This is a genomic window from Corallococcus sp. bb12-1 (assembly GCF_026626765.1).
In the GTDB taxonomy this organism is placed as follows: Bacteria; Myxococcota; Myxococcia; order Myxococcales; family Myxococcaceae; genus Corallococcus; species Corallococcus terminator.
Genome location: NZ_JAPNJZ010000001.1, coordinates 608,640 through 625,107, shown reverse-complemented (window position 1 = coordinate 625,107; position 16,468 = coordinate 608,640). Strand labels below are relative to the sequence as shown.

At 70.1% G+C, this 16,468-nt stretch carries 16 protein-coding genes; 13 read left to right on the top strand and 3 right to left on the bottom strand.

The window, feature by feature from the left end; genetic code table 11:
• Positions 1-30 precede the first annotated feature (30 nt).
• From OV208_RS02585 to OV208_RS02540, 10 genes are all read left to right on the top strand, one after another.
• Positions 31-321 carry a DUF3467 domain-containing protein gene (locus OV208_RS02585; protein WP_120542306.1) on the top strand — a complete coding sequence of 97 codons (291 nt, stop codon included), beginning with the start codon at positions 31-33 and terminating at the stop codon, positions 319-321.
• Positions 322-434: 113 nt separating this feature from the next.
• A complete protein-coding gene (locus OV208_RS02580; RefSeq protein WP_267572800.1) occupies positions 435-1,151 on the top strand; it encodes a hypothetical protein in 717 nt (238 codons plus the stop codon).
• Between the two features lie 43 nt (positions 1,152-1,194).
• A complete protein-coding gene (gene hemF / locus OV208_RS02575) occupies positions 1,195-2,094 on the top strand; it encodes an oxygen-dependent coproporphyrinogen oxidase (protein ID WP_267572182.1) in 900 nt (299 codons plus the stop codon).
• Positions 2,094-2,609 carry a hypothetical protein gene (locus OV208_RS02570; RefSeq protein WP_267572181.1) on the top strand — a complete coding sequence of 172 codons (516 nt, stop codon included), beginning with the start codon at positions 2,094-2,096 and terminating at the stop codon, positions 2,607-2,609. Before hemF ends, OV208_RS02570 begins: the two co-directional genes overlap by 1 nt.
• A gap of 170 nt (positions 2,610-2,779) precedes the next feature.
• A complete protein-coding gene (locus tag OV208_RS02565) occupies positions 2,780-3,841 on the top strand; it encodes an Immediate early protein ICP0 (RefSeq protein WP_267572180.1) in 1,062 nt (353 codons plus the stop codon).
• Between the two features lie 60 nt (positions 3,842-3,901).
• Positions 3,902-4,516: an RNA polymerase sigma factor gene (locus tag OV208_RS02560; protein ID WP_267572179.1), complete on the top strand. Its 615-nt coding sequence runs from the start codon at positions 3,902-3,904 to the stop codon at positions 4,514-4,516.
• Positions 4,517-4,600: 84 nt separating this feature from the next.
• Positions 4,601-5,275, top strand: a complete 675-nt coding sequence (locus OV208_RS02555) for an anti-sigma factor family protein (protein ID WP_267572178.1) — start codon at positions 4,601-4,603, stop codon at positions 5,273-5,275.
• Positions 5,272-5,724 carry a hypothetical protein gene (locus OV208_RS02550; RefSeq protein ID WP_267572177.1) on the top strand — a complete coding sequence of 151 codons (453 nt, stop codon included), beginning with the start codon at positions 5,272-5,274 and terminating at the stop codon, positions 5,722-5,724. The genes OV208_RS02555 and OV208_RS02550 overlap by 4 nt, the downstream gene beginning before the upstream one ends.
• A gap of 725 nt (positions 5,725-6,449) precedes the next feature.
• A complete protein-coding gene (locus tag OV208_RS02545) occupies positions 6,450-6,692 on the top strand; it encodes a chaperonin (protein ID WP_120545223.1) in 243 nt (80 codons plus the stop codon).
• 62 nt (positions 6,693-6,754) lie between these two features.
• Entirely contained in the window at positions 6,755-8,374 is a 1,620-nt protein-coding gene (locus tag OV208_RS02540) for a phospholipase D-like domain-containing protein (RefSeq protein WP_420714950.1), read from the top strand.
• Between the two features lie 39 nt (positions 8,375-8,413).
• On the opposite strand, the gene OV208_RS02535 is transcribed toward OV208_RS02540, so the two are convergent.
• The 3 genes from OV208_RS02535 to OV208_RS02525 form a co-directional block, all read right to left on the bottom strand.
• Entirely contained in the window at positions 8,414-9,760 is a 1,347-nt protein-coding gene (locus tag OV208_RS02535; protein WP_267572175.1) for a hypothetical protein, read from the bottom strand.
• 130 nt (positions 9,761-9,890) lie between these two features.
• Positions 9,891-10,427: a hypothetical protein gene (locus tag OV208_RS02530; protein WP_267572174.1), complete on the bottom strand. Its 537-nt coding sequence runs from the start codon at positions 10,425-10,427 to the stop codon at positions 9,891-9,893.
• A gap of 246 nt (positions 10,428-10,673) precedes the next feature.
• Positions 10,674-11,627 carry a hypothetical protein gene (locus OV208_RS02525; protein WP_267572173.1) on the bottom strand — a complete coding sequence of 318 codons (954 nt, stop codon included), beginning with the start codon at positions 11,625-11,627 and terminating at the stop codon, positions 10,674-10,676.
• 252 nt (positions 11,628-11,879) lie between these two features.
• Here OV208_RS02525 and OV208_RS02520 point away from each other — a divergent pair, with 252 nt between their 5' ends.
• The 3 genes from OV208_RS02520 to OV208_RS02510 all read left to right on the top strand — a co-directional run bounded on the left by OV208_RS02520 (position 11,880) and on the right by OV208_RS02510 (position 16,460).
• Complete coding sequence (locus OV208_RS02520; protein WP_120537674.1) at positions 11,880-12,260, top strand: BlaI/MecI/CopY family transcriptional regulator; 381 nt, start codon at positions 11,880-11,882, stop codon at positions 12,258-12,260.
• Between the two features lie 4 nt (positions 12,261-12,264).
• A complete protein-coding gene (locus OV208_RS02515; protein ID WP_267572172.1) occupies positions 12,265-14,655 on the top strand; it encodes a M56 family metallopeptidase in 2,391 nt (796 codons plus the stop codon).
• A gap of 89 nt (positions 14,656-14,744) precedes the next feature.
• Positions 14,745-16,460 (top strand): aldehyde dehydrogenase, encoded by a 1,716-nt coding sequence (locus OV208_RS02510; protein WP_267572171.1) that lies wholly within the window; start codon positions 14,745-14,747, stop codon positions 16,458-16,460.
• The last annotated feature ends 8 nt before the right edge of the window (positions 16,461-16,468 follow it).

The window sequence follows — 16,468 nt, the reverse complement described above, 5'->3', positions numbered from 1 at the left end:
GCGGGCCCCAGGCGCTATGCCGCCTGCCTCATGGCGGACACTCCGAAACCCCCGGACATGCAGCTTCAGGTGCAGATGGATGACGAGGTCGCCAACGGCCAGTACTGCAACATGGCGTTGGTGAACCACACGGAGACGGAGTTCGTGCTGGATTTCCTCTTCGTCCAGCCGCAGCAACCCCTGGCCCGCGTCCGCTCGCGCGTCATCACCAGCCCGCGCCACCTCAAGCGCCTGCTGGGGGTCCTCCAGGAGAACCTGCGGCGGCACGAGGAGCGCTTCGGCCCCATCGTCCTCAACGAGGACGAAGGCTCCCGCCACTGACGTCGCATCCGTCCAGCGCCGGGCCTGGGGTCCGCTTTGACTTTCCCTGCGGCCGTTCCCGGCGCACACTGGGAGGCACCGTGTTCCGCGCCTGCGTGTTCGTCGCCGCCTTGATGTGTGCCGCCTCCGCCTCCGCCCAGTGCACGGGGGACGGCGTGCAGCTCTATCCAGCCCCCGGGGGCATCGTCCCCACCAACATGCGCCTGCTCCTGGAGGGCGTGGGCACCGCGCGCTCGCCCGTGCTGGGGCTCGTCGGCAAGCTGCTGAGGCTGGAGGCGGACGGCCACGAGGTGAAGCTCAAGGTGACCAAGGGCTGGGAGAGCTCCCTGGGCCGCGCCGTCGTCATCCTCAAGCTCTCGGAGCCGATGCGGACGGACAAACGCTACCTGCTGCGGCTGGATGAGGTGCTGCCCGGCGTGGTGGTGCTCAACGGCCGTCCGGGCGTCCAGCCCTCGTGGCTCAGCGGCAAGGGCCCCGACACCAAGGCCCCCAAGTGGGTGAAGAAGCCCGCGGTATCGGAGGGCTTCGTGCGCCGCTCGCCCCAGGGCATCGCGCGCTTCGTGAAGCTGAACCTGGCCCTGCGCGAGGAGAGCCCTGCGTTCCTGGTGGTGAAGCTGGCCCCGCGCCGGCTGGGCGTCAGCCCGCAGCAGTACCTGCTGCCCATCCAGGCCAACACCGCTTATCTGGGCCATGAGGCCTGCGGCGGGGCGTTCGCGCTGGAGGACGGCCGCAGCTACCGCGCCCGCATCGAGGCCTTCGACGCGGCGGGCAACCTGGCGCCCTCCACGCCTCCGGTGGACTTCGAGGCCCCTTCCGCCCAGGGGCCCTAGTAGCATCCGTGCCCGTTCGTACCGCACAGGAGACAACGGGCACATGACGGCGACGGTGGACGTGGAGGGGATGAAGGAGCGCATGACGGCCTTCATCCAGAAGCTCCAGGACGACATCTGCGGCGCGCTGGAGACGCTGGACGGCCAGGGCCGCTTCCGCGAGGACGCGTGGAGCCGTCCGGGTGGCGGCGGGGGCCGCAGCCGCGTGCTGGAGGAGGGCGCCGTCCTGGAGAAGGCGGGCGTCAACACCTCCATCGTGTACGGCGAGCTGGAGGAGGCCTTCGCCAGGAAGCTCCAGGGCGAGGGGCGCACCTTCTGGGCCGGCGGCCTGTCGCTGGTGCTGCACCCCCGAAGCCCGCACGTGCCCACGGTGCACGCCAACTACCGCTTCATCCAGCAGGGCGGCAGAGCGTGGTTCGGCGGCGGCGCGGACCTGACGCCGTACTACCTGCACGACGAGGATGCCGCGCACTTCCACCGCGTGCACAAGGCCGCGTGCGACGCGCACGACGCCACGTACTACCCGCGCTTCAAGGCCGCGTGCGACACGTACTTCCACGTGCGCCACCGGGGAGAAGCGCGCGGCGTGGGTGGCCTCTTCTTCGAGAACATGGGCGGCGACCTGGAGCGCGAGTTCGCCTTCGTGCAGGCGTGCGGCAACTCCTTCATCCCCGCGTACCTGCCCATCGCGGAGCGGCGCAAGGACACGCCGGTGACGGAGGCGCAGCGCTTCTGGCAGGAGGTGCGCCGGGGCCGCTACGTGGAGTTCAACCTCGTCTATGACCGGGGCACCATCTTCGGCCTGGAGACGCAGGGGCGCACGGAGTCCATCCTCATGTCGCTGCCGCCGCGCGTGCGCTGGCGCTACGACTACCACCCGGAACCCGGCACTCCCGAGGCCCGGCTGGAAGAGGTGCTGCGCAACCCCCGGGAGTGGGCCTGATGCAGCCGCCGCCTCCTCCGTCTGGAGCCGCGCCCCAACGCCGCAGCAAGGCGGTGGTGGTGGGCCTCGTCGCCGCGGTGGTGGCGGGCGCGGCCCTGTCCCTGCTGCTCATCCTGACGGGGCCCACGCGCTCCGGCGGCCGTGCTTCGCCCGAGCAGTTGGCCAACGAGGCGCGCATCCAGGTGCTGGCGCTGTGTGACGCCGTGCAGGCGTTCCGCGACGAGCACGGCGACTACGTGCCCATCGCGCCGTTTCCCTCCCCGGTGCCGCGCAACGGCGAGGCGGTGCCCTTCGCCCACGACCACGAGGACTTCCACCGCATCGGCTTCGAGCCGGGCCCCACCGTGCACTTCCAGTACGAGGTGACGGTGCAGGAGAGCCCGGTGGGCGAGCCGGAGGTGTCCTGCCTCGCCCGCGTGGACGCGGACGGTGACGGCCTCAACGCCGTCTATCGCGTCCGTCTGGATGCCAACGGAATGACCAGCCCCATGGAAGTGGAGCGCGAGGGCGAGTAGCCCCCCATGCAACTCCGGGTTCTCGATGTGAGAGAATCCAGTCGATGGGAAATGTCGGAGACATTCGCGGTCCTCGCGGGCCGGATCCGCGCAACGGACCCCGCTCCGACACGGGGTCCGCCCCGGCGCCCGTCACGGGCCCCGTTCCATCGCCCTTCCAGGATGATGGGATGATGGAGCCCTCTGTTGGTGGCGAGGGGCTTCCCGGAGGTGTCTCCGCGGGCTTCCCCGCCGGTGAGGGGCAGGAGCTTGGAGCGCTCCCGGAGGGTTCGGATGCAGGGCCCCCGTCGGGCCGTGGCTCCCTCCCGGAGGGTTCAGAAGCGGGGCCGCAGTCGGTCCGCATCCCCCTGCCGAAGCCCGGCACGCCGCGCGCTCCTGGCTCGCCGCGCGGTCCCGGCACGACGCGTGGCCCTCGCGCACAACCCGGTACGGGCTTCGAGCTTCCCCGCGAGCCGGGCGCCGCGCCGCCGCAGCGCAAGCTCAAGGACGGCTTCCGGACGCCCGGGCAGCAGCCCACCACCGCCAGCCCCTACCTGGGCGCGGGCGAGGCGCGCGGGCCGGTGCGGGACGTGGAGTCGCTGGTCCCCGGCGACCTGAAGGACCTGGAGAGTTCCCCCGCGGTGGCCAAGCGCTTCGCCTCCGACAGCGCGCTGCTGTCCGCGCAGGTGCGGCCCGCGTCGCTGCCCTCGTCGGACCGGGTGGCCCGCCTGTGGACCTTCTTCGCCGCCTACGCCGAGGCCGCCGCCCAGCACCCGCCCACCCCGGAAGGCAAGGCCGCCTTCGCCCAGGCGATGAAGGACCAGGGGTTCGCCCAGCTCCAGGACGCCCATACCGGCCAGACGGGCGTGGAGGCGGGGCTCTGGGTGCTGGACGCCCCGTCGCCCGAGGAGGCCCGCGAGCGCGCGAAGGACGTCCAACTGGAGCCCCCGCCCGACGTGCGGCACTCCGAGCAGGCCGCCCCGATGACGCCCGGCCTCTACCAGCCCATGCCCGGCCCGTTCATCCGCCGGGATGAACAGGGCCAGCCCCTGCCCCCGGGCGACCCCGACCGGCACGGCTCCGATAGAAAGCTCAGCGGACGGATGTTCTGGAACGTGCTCCACCGCTTCCGCGCCGGCCCCGAGGAGGACGACGCCCTGTCCGAAGGACAGTGGGACCGGATGGTTTTCGGCGCCGTGCTGGCCATCACGGGGGTCGCGCTGGCGGTCATCGCCCTGGTCAGCTCCCTCTAAAGCAAGGGGCCTGTTCGGAACACTTGGGGTTATGGCGGCTTGTGTTACGGTGCCGCACTCTTGGCCACCGACGACCTTACACTCGTCAAGCGCGTCCGCAGCGGGGACCAGCGCGCTTTCAAACTCCTCGTCGAGCGTTACCAGCGCAAGGTGTACGCCGTTGCGCTCGGCATGCTGAAGGACAAGGAGGAAGCGATGGACGTCTCCCAGGAGGCGTTCGTCAAGGTCTACAAGTACCTGGACCACTTCAAGGGCGACGCCTCCTTCTACACGTGGCTCTACCGCATCACGTCGAACATCTGCATCGACGTGCTCCGCAAGCGCCGGGGCGGTGGCGAGCAGGTGGAGTTCGACGAGTCCCAGGAAATGGACCTGTCGGAGGCCCGCATCGGAGCGCTCGGCAGCCGCCTGGGGACCAACCCCCAGAAGAGCGCCCTGCGCAAGGAGCTGGCGGAGAAGATCCAGGAGGCCCTGGCCACGGTGCCGGAGAAGCACCGCGCCATCCTGCTCCTGCGTGAAATCGAGGGCATGTCCTACGAGGACCTGGCCCGCACCCTGGACATTCCCAAGGGCACCGTGATGAGCCGCCTGTTCCACGCGCGCGCCAAGGTGCAGAAAATCCTCAGCGATTACCTGGAGCTGGACGAAGCCAAGAGCGGGGTGGGCAGTGAGTGAGGGCGATCGGAAGACCCCCTCGAATATCCGTGGGGGCGGCCGCGTCCCACCGATGCATCCACACCAGCCCGCAGGGTGAAGAGCATGGCCGGAAATCCCGCGTGTGAGCGTTTTGTCCCGCTCCTGTCTCCCTACATCGATGGCGAACTCGCCCCCTCGGAACGGGTCCACGTGGAGCGCCACCTGGCCGCCTGCCGCGACTGCACCGGCCGCTCGGCCGACCTGCGCGCCGAATCCGGCCTGCTCCGGGTGGGCCTGGACATGGCGGTGGACGACGTCGACTTCAAGGACTTCGCCCAGAAGGTGATGGCCCGGGTGACGCCGGAGAAGCCGCCGCTCATCGAACGGATGCGGCTGGCCCTGTCGGAGATGTTCCTCTACCAGCGCACCGCGATGCTCTCCTCCATGGCCACCGCCGCGGTGGTGATGCTGGTGGCGCTGCCGCTGCTGCTGCGCGACGGGGCCCCGGAGGGCTACGCCGCCGAGCGCATGACGGTGAAGTCCATCCAGTCCTACCAGGGCGCCCGTGTCGCGCCGGTGGTGATGGAGACCGAAGGTGGCGCCTCCATCATCTGGATGGTGGACGAGCAGGAGCAGGCCCCGGAGCCCGTGAAGAGCGCCCCGGCCGGCGTCAGCGGTCAGCCGAAGAAGCTGGACGAGGCGGCGTCCGAGGAGTTGGGTGGGGAGCTGGACGGCCAGGGCACGCAGCAGCCGGCGGTTCCCGCCGTCCCGCCGCGACCCACGGGAGGAGCGCTATGACAAAGCAGGTGTGGGCGGTGCTGGGAGTGGTGCTCGCCGTGGGCCTGGCGCTGGGGCCGGCGGTGGCCTTCGCCCAGGACGCCAAGGTGAAGGTGCAGGTGGAGGTGGTGCTGGCCTCCAACAAGGGCACCGCGGTGGAACCCCCGGAGCTCAACAAGATGAAGGAGGCGTTCCAGAAGCAGAATTTCAGCTTCACCTCCTTCAAGCGCATGTCCCTGGACGTGGTGGAGGTGGGCGCACAGAAGCCCACCGAGGTGAAGCTGCCCAACGGGACGAACGCCTCGCTGCAACTGCTGGGCATGAAGGAAGGCATCGCCACCCTGCGCGTCATCATCCCCAACCAGTCGTCGGTGGAGGTGGAGCTGGGCCGCCAGGGCGCCGTGTACCAGAAGGCCGGCAAGCACGTGGGCGGGGACCTCATCCTCGTCCTGGTGCCGCCTTCCAAGTAGCGCTGTCGCAGTGACGGATGCGCGCCGCCTTCGGGCAGGCGCCGTCCGGGAAGTCGCTGGATGCCGTGCCCCCGCGCCTGGATGGCCCCCTCCTCTCCGGGCGGCCCCGCGCGGGAATGACCTCCGGTCCTGAAGCTTCCCCTTTCCTCGCACATCCACTCCGGGTGGACGCTCCTGCGCCCTGGCGGCGGAGGGCTCCGTTCCCCTGAAGACGTGGGGCGGAGTGGGTCTCGTCCCCTGGGACAGGGAAGCTGTCGGAAGTACCTGAAACCGGGGCTGAAAAAATGTCAGTCGTTCCCCAGGGCAATGGGGGGGTTCCGCCCTTTCTTCCCTCGAAGGACGCGGAGTTGAGGCTCGGCACGGCAGTTGCTTTTGGGTCTGGGAGCAAGACGGCGGGACGGTAGGGCGGGACGGTGGGCGGGCAGGGCGGCGGTGGCGGGGCGGGGCGGGGTCGGGCGGTACGGGGCAGCAAGGCAGGACGGGGTCGGGCGGGGCGGTACGGGCGGGACGGGGTCGGGGCAGGACGGGCGGGACGGGGTCGGGGCAGCAAGGGCAGGACGGGCGGGACGGGGTCGGGCGGTACGGGGCAGCAAGGGCAGGACGGGCGGGACGGGGTCGGGGCAGGACGGGCGGGGCGGGGTCGGGCGGTAGGGCAGCACGGGGCGGTACGGGCAGCGCGGCACACAACACGGACTCATCACCTTCATCCTCGGAGAACGAAGACCATGGCGACCAAGACCCAGAAGCGTGGACAGACCATTCAGCGCAAGGCCCGCCAGATGAAGGCGAAGACGGTCAAGGCCGTGTCCAACGCGGGCAAGCAGGCCAGGCGCGTGCAGGTGACGCTGGGCGACCTGATCGCCGCTGCCTTCGACACCGTGGGGGGCGAGGCGCGGAAGGTGGCCAAGGTCGTCTCCTCGCCGGACATGACGCTGGCGACCGGAAAGCACATTGTCTTCGTGGGGTGATGTTCCGCCGGCCGGGCGCGGACAGGTTGGTTCCACTTCCGGGACGCGAATCCCAAGGCCAGGTGACTTCCGTGACGAACATCCTCAGTGCCGGTCGCAACTACTGGGCGCGATCGGAAACGCATGACGCGGGCGTGCTGGTGGACGCCCGGGATTACTACCGAGAGCTGTACCGGGCCATCCGGAAGGCGCGTCGCTCCATCGTCATCATGGGCTGGCAGTTCGACAGCGATGTGACGTTGCTGCGCGGCGACGACCTGGAGGAAGCGCAAGGCGGTGAGGTTCGACTGCTGCCGCTGCTGGACCAGATGTGCCGGGACAACCCGGAGCTGCACGTCTACATCCTCGCCTGGGATTTCAGCATGCTGCTCGCGATGGAACGCGAGTGGATGCAACACCTGCTGTTCAACTGGACCACGAACGAGCGGCTTCGCTTCCGCTTCGACTCCTCCAGTCCTCTCTACGCCGCGCACCACCAGAAGCTCGTCGTCGTCGACGGCGTGCAGGCGTTCACTGGTGGCATGGACGTGTGTGACTGTCGCTGGGACGACCGGGACCATCCCGCGCGCTCGAAGCTGCGCTGTGATTCCGGTCGCGACCCGCATGGCCCCTACCACGATGTGCAGACGGTCCTGACGGGCCCCGCCGTGAAGCCGCTCGCGGAGCTGTTCGAGGCGCGCTGGGCGCACTCGGGCGGCGGCGAAATCCACCTGGAGCCGGTGGCGCGCGACGACGTGACCTTTGAAGCGACCATGCCGGCGCCTCCGGGCCCGGTGGCCATCAGCCGCACCTTCGGAAAAACCATCCTTCCGCCGCAGGAAGAGGTGCAGGAGATCCGCGCGCTGTACGTGGACGCCATCGCCTCGGCCGAACACTTCATCTACATCGAGAACCAATACTTCTCCTCGCGCGCCATCTACGACGCGCTCGTCAAGCGCATGCGCACGGCGGGCCGCGGTCGGCTTCAGGTGATGCTGGTGCTTCCCCGTCAGCCGGAAGCACTGCGCGAGCAGATCGCCATGGGCGTCGCCCAGGTGCGCCTGTTGCGCGCGCTGCGGGAGGTGGCCAGCGAGACGGGCCACGGCTTCGCGGTGTACGGCTCGGCGGCGAAGGACGACGACGGCTCGGATGTCTTCACGTACATCCACTCGAAGGTGATGGTGGTGGACGACACCTTCCTGACGGTGGGCTCCGCGAACACGACCAACCGCAGCCTGGGCCTGGACTCGGAGCTGAACCTGAGCTGGGAGGCGCAGGCGCAGGGCGACGCGGTGTCCAAGGCCATCCGCCGCATCCGCGTGTCACTGATGGCGGAGCACGCGGGCCTCGCGGGCGTGTCCGCGCTGCGTCCGCTGGTGGAGGGCAAGCACGTGGTGGAGACGCTGGACCGCGTGGCCCAGGAGGGGCTGCTCCGGCTGCGTCCGCACCCGCTGGAGACGGTGTTCGACCAGAACCCGCTCTTCAAGCCGCTGGAGCCGGAGGACTTCCTCATCGACCCGGAAGAGTCGGTGCTGGACGAGTCGCTCTTCGAAGCCCTGCACAAGGGCGATGACGGCCTGTTCGCCTCCGGCGTGCGGCTGCTGTCGCGCTGGCTGGTGGGCCCGTCGTGCGACGCGCCTCCGCACAGCGCCATCCTGCCCTGTGTCCCGGAGCAGGAAGAGGGCGGCGCGGCGGAACCCTGAGGCCTGGGCCCCTGAAGCTCCGGGGCCCGGGAGCGCGCGTCAGCGGCGGGCGAAGTCCACGCCCACGCCCGCGCCCGCGCTCACGCCCCGCACCAGGGAGCCATCCGGTTGCGGGAAGTGCACGGTCGCGCCGGAGGCCCAGATGTACAGCGCGGGCAGTACGCGCTGCCGGCCCTCCACCGCGAACGAGTAGCGGGGCCGGTCACCCAGGCCCATCACCACCGCGCGGACGATGCCCCGTGTCTTGTCGCCGGGGCTGCTGAAGCTCAGCGAGAAGTCTCCGTCCGCGCGGCCGAAGGCCGAGTACTCCACCGCGCCGCTGGCCACGACCTCCGTCGAGTCCGTGCCGCCGCCTCGCGCCACCGACATCTCGATGTAGCCGGAGAAGTCCTTCGGCACGCGCTGGTCCGCCTGGGGTTCCTCGGACAGGCCCACGGCGGAGAAGCGCGCCAGCTCATAGCCCGCGCCGAAGAAGCCGAAGCGGAAGCCGCCGCCCTGACGCCGCCCCTGGAGGGTGACGCTGAGCTGCGTGCCCTTGAAGTCGCCCTCGAAGGCGACGCCCAGCAGGCCGCCCACGTCCTGCGCGCCGGCGTTGAGGCGCGCACCGCCCGCGACCAGCACCCACGAGCGCAGCCGCTCGCCCTTGTACATGGCCACTTCGCCGCCCACCGACGCGACCGTGGCCTCCGGCGTCACCCCGCCGGCCTCGCCGAAGTCGTGCGCCACGGAGGCGCGCAGCAGGTAGCGGTCGAAGTGGTTCTCACTGCCGCTGACGACGCGGCCCAGGTCCAGCAGGAACTCGCCGGAGAAGATGCGCGCGGCGAGCACGTCGCTGGCGAGCAGCTCCACCCGCGCCGGCCCCACCGCGAACGACAGCGTGCCGCCCGCCGGGTGGTAGTCCGGGGACAGCTGGTTGTCGTAGCGGTTCACCAGGTAGCCGCGCCCCAGGGACTCTTCCAGGAAGGGCTGGATGCGCAGGCCGAAGCGGCCGGACTCGTCACCGATGCGCAACAGGCGCACCACCTGGCCGTAGTCGCTGCGCTCGTCCCAGTCCTGGCGCCGGAGCCACGCGCCGTAGTCCTCGTCCTTCTGCTCGGGCGCGTTGTCCAGGATGCGGAAGCGCAGCGGGGCGCCCAGCATGAAGGCGAAGTCCTCGCCGCCATCCACGCCCAGCGACGGGTACGCGTACGCGAACAGGTCCTGCTCGCCGCCCGGCGTCCCCGACGGGAAGCTCAGCGGCCCCACCTCCAGGAGCGCCCGGAAGCCGATGCCTCCCGACGACGAGGCAGGAGCGGATGACTCCTGCTCCTCGTTGGGAACCTCCTCGATGTACGAGGACTGGGAGTGCAGCAGCGCGAGGAGGGCCACGAAGGGAGCACCAGTCATTGGGGCTCACTCTACTTGGCGCGGCGAGGGGTGGACAGACGAACACCCGGCAGCCCGCGAGCGGGCTTTACCGGGTATCCGTCGTCACCAGGGGCGGGGCCTCCGCCCGGGCTTGATTCTTCAACCGGGACTAGTTCGTGGGATCGGGCGTGGCGTCCGTGTCCACCTTGGAGTCGGTGCTCACGTCGTCCGTGTCGGCGTTGAGGTCGCCGGACTCCTCCTGGATGTCGCTCTTGCCGTCGACGCCCGAACCGCCGGTGCCGTCATCCTCACTGGGGTTGCGGTTCTGGTTCACGGAGCCTGCGGGCACCTGGGAGTCGCCCAGGTCCGTGGGGGTGTTCTGCTGCACGTCCCACTTCTGGCCGTCCTTGGTCTTCACGGTCTCTTCGGCGGCGCCGCTGCCACCGGTGGCCTCACCCTCGTAGACGGTGGGCGCGTCCATGCGGTCACGCTTCTCCAGGTCGGTCACGTTGCCCGCCTCACCGGCGGACTTCTCCGACTCCGCGGTGTCAGGGATGTTCGAACTGGAGGCGTCCGACGTGCCCGCGCTGCCCGCTCCGCCCATGGCACCCGCTTCGGGTGACGAGGCCTCACGCGTGTTCGAGGACTGGCTGGCACAACCGTAGAGCGACAGGGCGGCGATGGCCGCCATCAGGGGAAGCTTCATGGGGAATCTCCTGTGCGAGTCGGGTTTCGTCTTCCGGAAATCTGGTTGCCCGGCGGACAGAGACAAGGACACACACGTGCCTCTGCTACCGGGCCCGCTCCTATGCAGCCAGGGAGGCAGGCGCCCGGTACGGAGGCATTGGGAGAGGGAGATGAAGCTCGCCGCGGACGGTGAGGGGCCAGGCAGGCGAGGGGTGGAAGAGGGCGTGCCTGCCTCCGGTGGGGAGGCGGCACGCCCTGACGTTCTCTAGCGCCGCTTCGAGGGCTTGGAGGGGCCCCCGCCGTCGTCCTCGGCCTTGCGCTTCTTGCTGGGGCTGTCCGCGTGCTGGCTGCTGGACATGATCTCCCCCTTGTTGTTCTTCGTGAACACGCTGTCGTCCGTCAGCAGGCGCTCCGGGCCGTAGTTCTGGTGCGCCTGGTGGAGGCGTTCGGCGCGCGCGGTGGGCTTGCCATTCTTGTCGAGCGGCGCATCGAAGCCGGTGCTGATCTTCTTGTTCTGCGTGATGTCGCCCACGCGCAGGTTGCCCGGCGCATCGAAGGTGTCCTTCAACACGTCCTTGTAGGCCTGGAAGCGCGTGGCCTGGTCGGGCCCCTGCATGGCGGTGAGCGTGTTCTTCAGGGCGGCATTCTGCTTCTGCTGGACGGTGTCGGCCTTCAGCTCGCCCTTGCGTTCAGCCAGCGTGGCGCGCGAGTAGCCCTGCACCCGGCCCACGGAGGCCGCCTGCTCCGCCAATCCCTTGCGCGTCTTCTTCTGGGTCTCCGTCAGGGCGTCACCGTTGGCCGTCTTCAGTGCGCCGGCCGAGGCGTTGGTGTCCTTCGCCCCCTGCTTGAAGCGCAGCGTCTCGTGGTTGAAGACGTTCTGGCCCGTGGCCGAGGCGATGACGTGGTTGATGCTGGAGTCGGGGGCGTTCTTGCCCGTCTTTCGGGCGGCCACCTCCTGCGGCGTCAACGGACGCCCGGAGGCCTGGGCGGCGTTCGTATAGGTGCTGTGCGAGGAGTTGTACTGCGTCAGGCGATCCAGGACGTTCTGCTTCTTCACGCCGGCGCCATGCTTGCCGTAATGCTCGTTGAGGTGTTGCTTCTGTTTGTCGTTCAGGCCGCCCGTGGGGCCGTACTTCACCTGACCGTTCACCTTGGTCTTGCTTTCGCCCATCTTGAACGGGCTGTTGCCCAGCTTGGGTCCACCAATGCGCGGTGCCATGGAATGCTCCTTCGGGAACGAGCCCCGACCTGGAACCCCGGGGCTTGGGGAATGGCGCGGACTATGGGCTGGGAGCACCACGCCGTCTGTCAGGGATTACCCTGTGTCCGATAGGGATGCCCCACCTGCCCCGAAGTGCGTGGACGGGGGCTTCGCGCGCGTCGGGAAGGAAACCAACACCCGCTTGACTACGGCTGTAGTCAGTCGTACCTTGCTTCGTGACTACAGCTGTCGCCACGAAGGATGGGACGGATGAAGAAGCCGGTGGGAGAGCAGGAACTCGCGCTGCTGCGGTACGTGGCGGAGCACGGGCCGGCGACGGTGGGGGAGGTGGCGGAGCGCTTCGGTGAGGCGCAAGGGCTGGCGCGCTCCACCATCCTGACGGTGATGGAGCGGCTGCGGCTCAAGGGGTATCTGACCCGGAGCAAGGTGGACGGGGTGTTCCAGTACGCCTCGCCGGTGGCCACGCAAGAGCTGCTGCGCGACGTCGTAGGCAACTTCGTGCAGCGCACGCTCTCCGGGTCGCTGTCGCCGTTCGTCACCTATCTGGCCGAAGCCGAGGACGTGTCCGACGAGGAGCTGAAGCAGCTCCAGGACGTGGTGGCCCGCCTGCGGCAGAAGCGGAAGGAGTGAGCCGATGCGCTCCATGGACCTGCTGCACGTGATGCCGTGGTGGTCGTCCTGGTCGGAATCGCTGTGGCGCGCCTCGTGGCAGGGGGCGCTCTGCGCGCTGGCGGTGTGGGTGCTCGCGAAGGCGGTACCGCGCCTGCCCGCGTCCCTGCGCGCGGGCCTGTGGTGGCTGGTGGCGCTCAAGTTCGTGCTGACGTTGGGCTGGCCGCATCCGGTGTCGCTCGCGCTACTGCCCGCGGAGACCGTGGCCGCGGTGAACCCGGCGCAATCCCAGATGCCGGCTCTGTCATCGCCAGGGGAGGGTTCGCAATCCAAGACATCCGGCGTTGCCCTACCCCTCCGTGAGGGGTCCCCGGCGGTCGCGGGACCTTCCGCGTCGGCCGCTGAAGGTTCCGTTGCGCGAGCACCGGGCCTCGCTGCTTCAGACACCGGCAACTCCGCCCACACTCGGGACCTCATGTCGTCGCACGCTGGAACGTCCGGTCACGCACCGGGCCTCGCCGTGCCGGGCCACGGGTCCTCTCCCGAGGCGCGGTTCGTGTCCTTCGTCGCCACGTCCTCGTGGTGGCTGCGTTCACTGTCCGGCTCCAGCACGGTGGCGTGGACGCTGCTCCTCCTCTGGGGCGCGGGCGTGCTCTGGCAGGTGCGGGGCCATGTGCGAGCGTGGCGTCAGGTGCAGGGCATGCGGGAGCGGGCGCGGCCCCTGAAGCATCCGGTGCTCGAGGAGGAGACGGAGTTCCTCGCGAGCGAAGCGGGCCTGCGCCGGCCGCCCCTGTTGCTGGTGTCGGACGAGGTGATGAGCCCGCTGGCCGCGGGGCTCGTGTCGCCGGCCATCGTGCTGCCCTCGAAGGCGGTGCGTGAGTTCCCGGAGGACGCGCTGCGCATGGCGCTGGCGCATGAAGTGGCGCACCTGCGGCGGGGGGACCTGTGGCTGGGCTGGGTGCCGGCGCTGGCGGAGACGGTCCTCTTCTTCCATCCGCTCGCACGGCGTGCGGCCCGTGAGTACGCGCTCGCCCGGGAAGAGGCGTGCGACGCGGAGGCCCTGCGTCTCACCGGCGCGGAGCCCGCGGATTACGGCGAGCTGCTCATCGCCTTTGGCATCACCCGGCCCCCCGGCAGCGCAGCGGCGCTTGGGGCGTCGGCTCACCTTCACGCGCTGCACAGGAGGCTCCGCATGCTGGAACATGTCGATGTCGTCCCCACCCATCCCCGCCGGTGGCTCAAGGGAGCGCTGTTCGCCCTCGGAGCCCTGGTCCTGATGCCCTTCCAGGTCGTCGCCAAGGCCCCCGCCGAGTCTCCCTCCACCGCGCCCGGCAAGAGCACGGAGCCGGGTCTCAAGGTGGGCACCGTCCGGAGCCTCTCCGACGAATCCACGCCGGACACGGGCACCGCCACGGCTCAGAAGTCCACCGGGACGCCGAGCAGCGCGGACAAGGCCGCCACGTCACCGAAGGCTCCCGTGCCGCCCGCGTCCCCGGCCCGTGCCATGGCGCCACCGCCTCCCGTGCCGCCCGCGTCCCCGGCCCGCGTCCCCGTGGCGCCGACGCCTCCCGTGCCGCCCGTCCCCGCGGCCCGTGTCGCGATGGCCCCTCCGCCCGCCCCGCCCGCCCCCCCGACCAGCGTTGGCGCGCAGCCTGCCCTGCCCGCCCTGCCCCGGCTCGCGGCGGCGCCGGTGCCCCCCGCGCCGCCGCGTCCTCCCAGCCCTCCGGACATGGATGACGGCGACACCTTCGCGTACCTCTCCGACGGTCGGACGATGATCTCCGGCTCCTCGGACGACGTGCACCTGGCGCGCACCTTCAAGCAGAAGGGCAAGGACATCATCTTCGTACGCCGCGCCGACAAGCCTTTCTTGATCCGCGACCCGCAGACGCTCGAACAGGTGCGCAAGCTGATGGAGGACGCCGGGAAGCTCGGTGATGCGCAGGGGGCACTGGGCCAGCAGCAGGCGGCCCTCGGGCAGAAGCAGGCCGCGCTGGGACAGAAGCAGGCGGAGCTCGCCTATCCCCAGACGCAGCTGGCCTCGAAGCACGCCGCGCTCGCGCTCAAGCACGCGGACATCGGCATGGAGCGCGCCCGGATCGCCGCCGCCCGGCGCAACGACTCCGACCGCGACGACGCCGAACGCGATCGCCAGGAGGAGGCACTCGACAAGCGCGAGGCGGACCTCGACCGCGAGCGTGAAGCCATCGACAAGCAGCAGGAAGAGCTCAGCGGGAAGATGGAAGCCGTGGGGCAGGAGCAGGCGAAGCTCGGCGAACAGCAGGCGAAGCTCGGCGAACAGCAGGCGAAGCTGGCCGAGGAGCAGGCAGGCCGCCACCACGAGCAGTTCAAGAAGGTCATGAACGTCGTGGATGAGGCCATCCGCAAGGGCCTGGCCGAGCCTCTGCCCACCTGAGGACGGAGGGCGCGGCCCCCACGGTGACGGCGCACGCGGGCTTCCCTATACCGGGACCCTGAAGTGCGAAGCCCGTCCCGGAGGTCGCCATGTCCGCCGCCGTCCCGCAGCACACGTCTCGCACCACCATCGACATCCTGGTGCGCCGGGTCCGCGAGGGCTCGGGCGCGTGGGCGAAACTCGCCCTCACGGAGCGGATCAAGCTCCTGGAGGACCTGCGCCGCGCGTACGTCGCCATCGCGGAGCCGAGCGTGCGCGCGGCCTGCGAGGCCAAGGGCATCGACCCCGGCGGGCCCCTCGCGGGAGAGGAGTGGCTCGCCGGGCCCATGGTGGTGGTGCGCAACCTGCGTCTGCTCGCGGACTCGCTGCGCGACATCCAGAAGCACGGCGTGCCCGTCATCCCCCGCACGCACCTGCGCACGCTGGAGGACGGGCGGCTCGCCGCGAGGGTGTTCCCCAGGGACAGGCTGGAGGGAATGCTGCTGCCCGGCAACGTGGCGGAGGTCTACTTCCAGCCCGGCGTCACCGCCGACAACCTGCGCGAACACCAGGCTTCGTTCTATCGCAAGCCCCACAAGGGCCGCGTGTGCGCGGTGCTGGGCGGCGGCAACGTCAACTCCATCCCGCCGCTGGACTGCCTCTACAAGCTCTTCGTCGAAGGCACCGTCTGCGTGCTCAAGATGAACCCCGTCAACGCGTACCTGGGCCCCTTCCTGGAGCAGGCCTTCGCGCCGCTCGTCGCGCGGGACGCGCTGGCCATCGTGTACGGCGGCGCGGAAGAAGGCGCGCAGCTCGTGCAACACGACGCGGTGGACGAGGTGCACATCACCGGCAGCGACCGGACCCACGACGCGCTCGTGTGGGGCCCGCCCGGTCCGGAGTCCGACGCGCGCCGACAGAAGAACGAACCGCTGCTCGCCAAGCACGTGTCCAGCGAGCTGGGCAACGTGTCCCCGGTGGTGGTGGTTCCGGGCCCATACTCCGACGGCGAGCTGCGCTTCCAGGCGGATGACATCGCCGGCATGGTCGCCAACAACGCGTCCTTCAACTGCAACGCGGCGAAGCTGCTGGTGCAACCGAAGGACTGGAACCGGCGCAACGCCTTCGTGGACCGCATCCAGGCAAGCCTCGGCCACGCCCCCGTGCGCCGCGCCTACTACCCGGGCGCGGACGAGCGCTGGCGCCAGTTCACCGAAGGGCGCCCCAACGTGCGGCTCGTGGGCACTCCGGGTGAAGGCGACCTCGCGTACGCGCTGCTGCCGGACGTGGACCCCGCGAAGACGCAGGACCGGGTCTTCCGCCAGGAGCCGTGGTGCACGGTGCTGTCGGAGACGGGCCTGCCAGGGTCGGAGGATCCGGTGGCGTTCCTGGAGGCGGCGGTGGCGTTCCTCAACGACACGGTGTGGGGCACCCTCAACGCGACGCTCATCGTCCACCCGAAGTCCCTCAAGGATCCGAAGGTGAAGGCCGCGGTGGAGAAGGCGGTGCGCGACCTGCGATACGGCACGGTGGCCATCAACACCTGGCCGGGCGCGGCCTACGCGCTGGGCAGCCTGCCCTGGGGCGGCCATCCGTCCTCGTCGCTGAAGGACATCCAGAGCGGGCAGGGCTGGGTGCACAACACGTTCATGCTGGAGTCCATCGAGAAGGCCGTGCTGCGTGCCCCGCTCACGTCCCTGCCCGCGCCCCCCTGGGTGCCGGGACACCAGGGCATGGCGGACCTGGGCCGCCGGCTGGTGGATTTCGAGCAGTCCCCCTCTTGGTGGAAGGTCCCGGGTGTCGCCCTGTCGGCGCTGCGCCGGTGAGGGGGCCG

Coding starts and splice junctions, on each gene's coding strand:
- OV208_RS02585 (WP_120542306.1), top strand. CDS start 31: ATGGCGGACACTCCGAAACCCCCGGACATGCAGCTTCAGGTGCAGATG.
- OV208_RS02580 (WP_267572800.1), top strand. CDS start 435: ATGTGTGCCGCCTCCGCCTCCGCCCAGTGCACGGGGGACGGCGTGCAG.
- hemF (WP_267572182.1), top strand. CDS start 1,195: ATGACGGCGACGGTGGACGTGGAGGGGATGAAGGAGCGCATGACGGCC.
- OV208_RS02570 (WP_267572181.1), top strand. CDS start 2,094: ATGCAGCCGCCGCCTCCTCCGTCTGGAGCCGCGCCCCAACGCCGCAGC.
- OV208_RS02565 (WP_267572180.1), top strand. CDS start 2,780: ATGATGGAGCCCTCTGTTGGTGGCGAGGGGCTTCCCGGAGGTGTCTCC.
- OV208_RS02555 (WP_267572178.1), top strand. CDS start 4,601: ATGGCCGGAAATCCCGCGTGTGAGCGTTTTGTCCCGCTCCTGTCTCCC.
- OV208_RS02550 (WP_267572177.1), top strand. CDS start 5,272: ATGACAAAGCAGGTGTGGGCGGTGCTGGGAGTGGTGCTCGCCGTGGGC.
- OV208_RS02545 (WP_120545223.1), top strand. CDS start 6,450: ATGGCGACCAAGACCCAGAAGCGTGGACAGACCATTCAGCGCAAGGCC.
- OV208_RS02535 (WP_267572175.1), bottom strand. CDS start 9,760: ATGACTGGTGCTCCCTTCGTGGCCCTCCTCGCGCTGCTGCACTCCCAG.
- OV208_RS02530 (WP_267572174.1), bottom strand. CDS start 10,427: ATGAAGCTTCCCCTGATGGCGGCCATCGCCGCCCTGTCGCTCTACGGT.
- OV208_RS02525 (WP_267572173.1), bottom strand. CDS start 11,627: ATGGCACCGCGCATTGGTGGACCCAAGCTGGGCAACAGCCCGTTCAAG.
- OV208_RS02520 (WP_120537674.1), top strand. CDS start 11,880: ATGAAGAAGCCGGTGGGAGAGCAGGAACTCGCGCTGCTGCGGTACGTG.
- OV208_RS02515 (WP_267572172.1), top strand. CDS start 12,265: ATGCGCTCCATGGACCTGCTGCACGTGATGCCGTGGTGGTCGTCCTGG.
- OV208_RS02510 (WP_267572171.1), top strand. CDS start 14,745: ATGTCCGCCGCCGTCCCGCAGCACACGTCTCGCACCACCATCGACATC.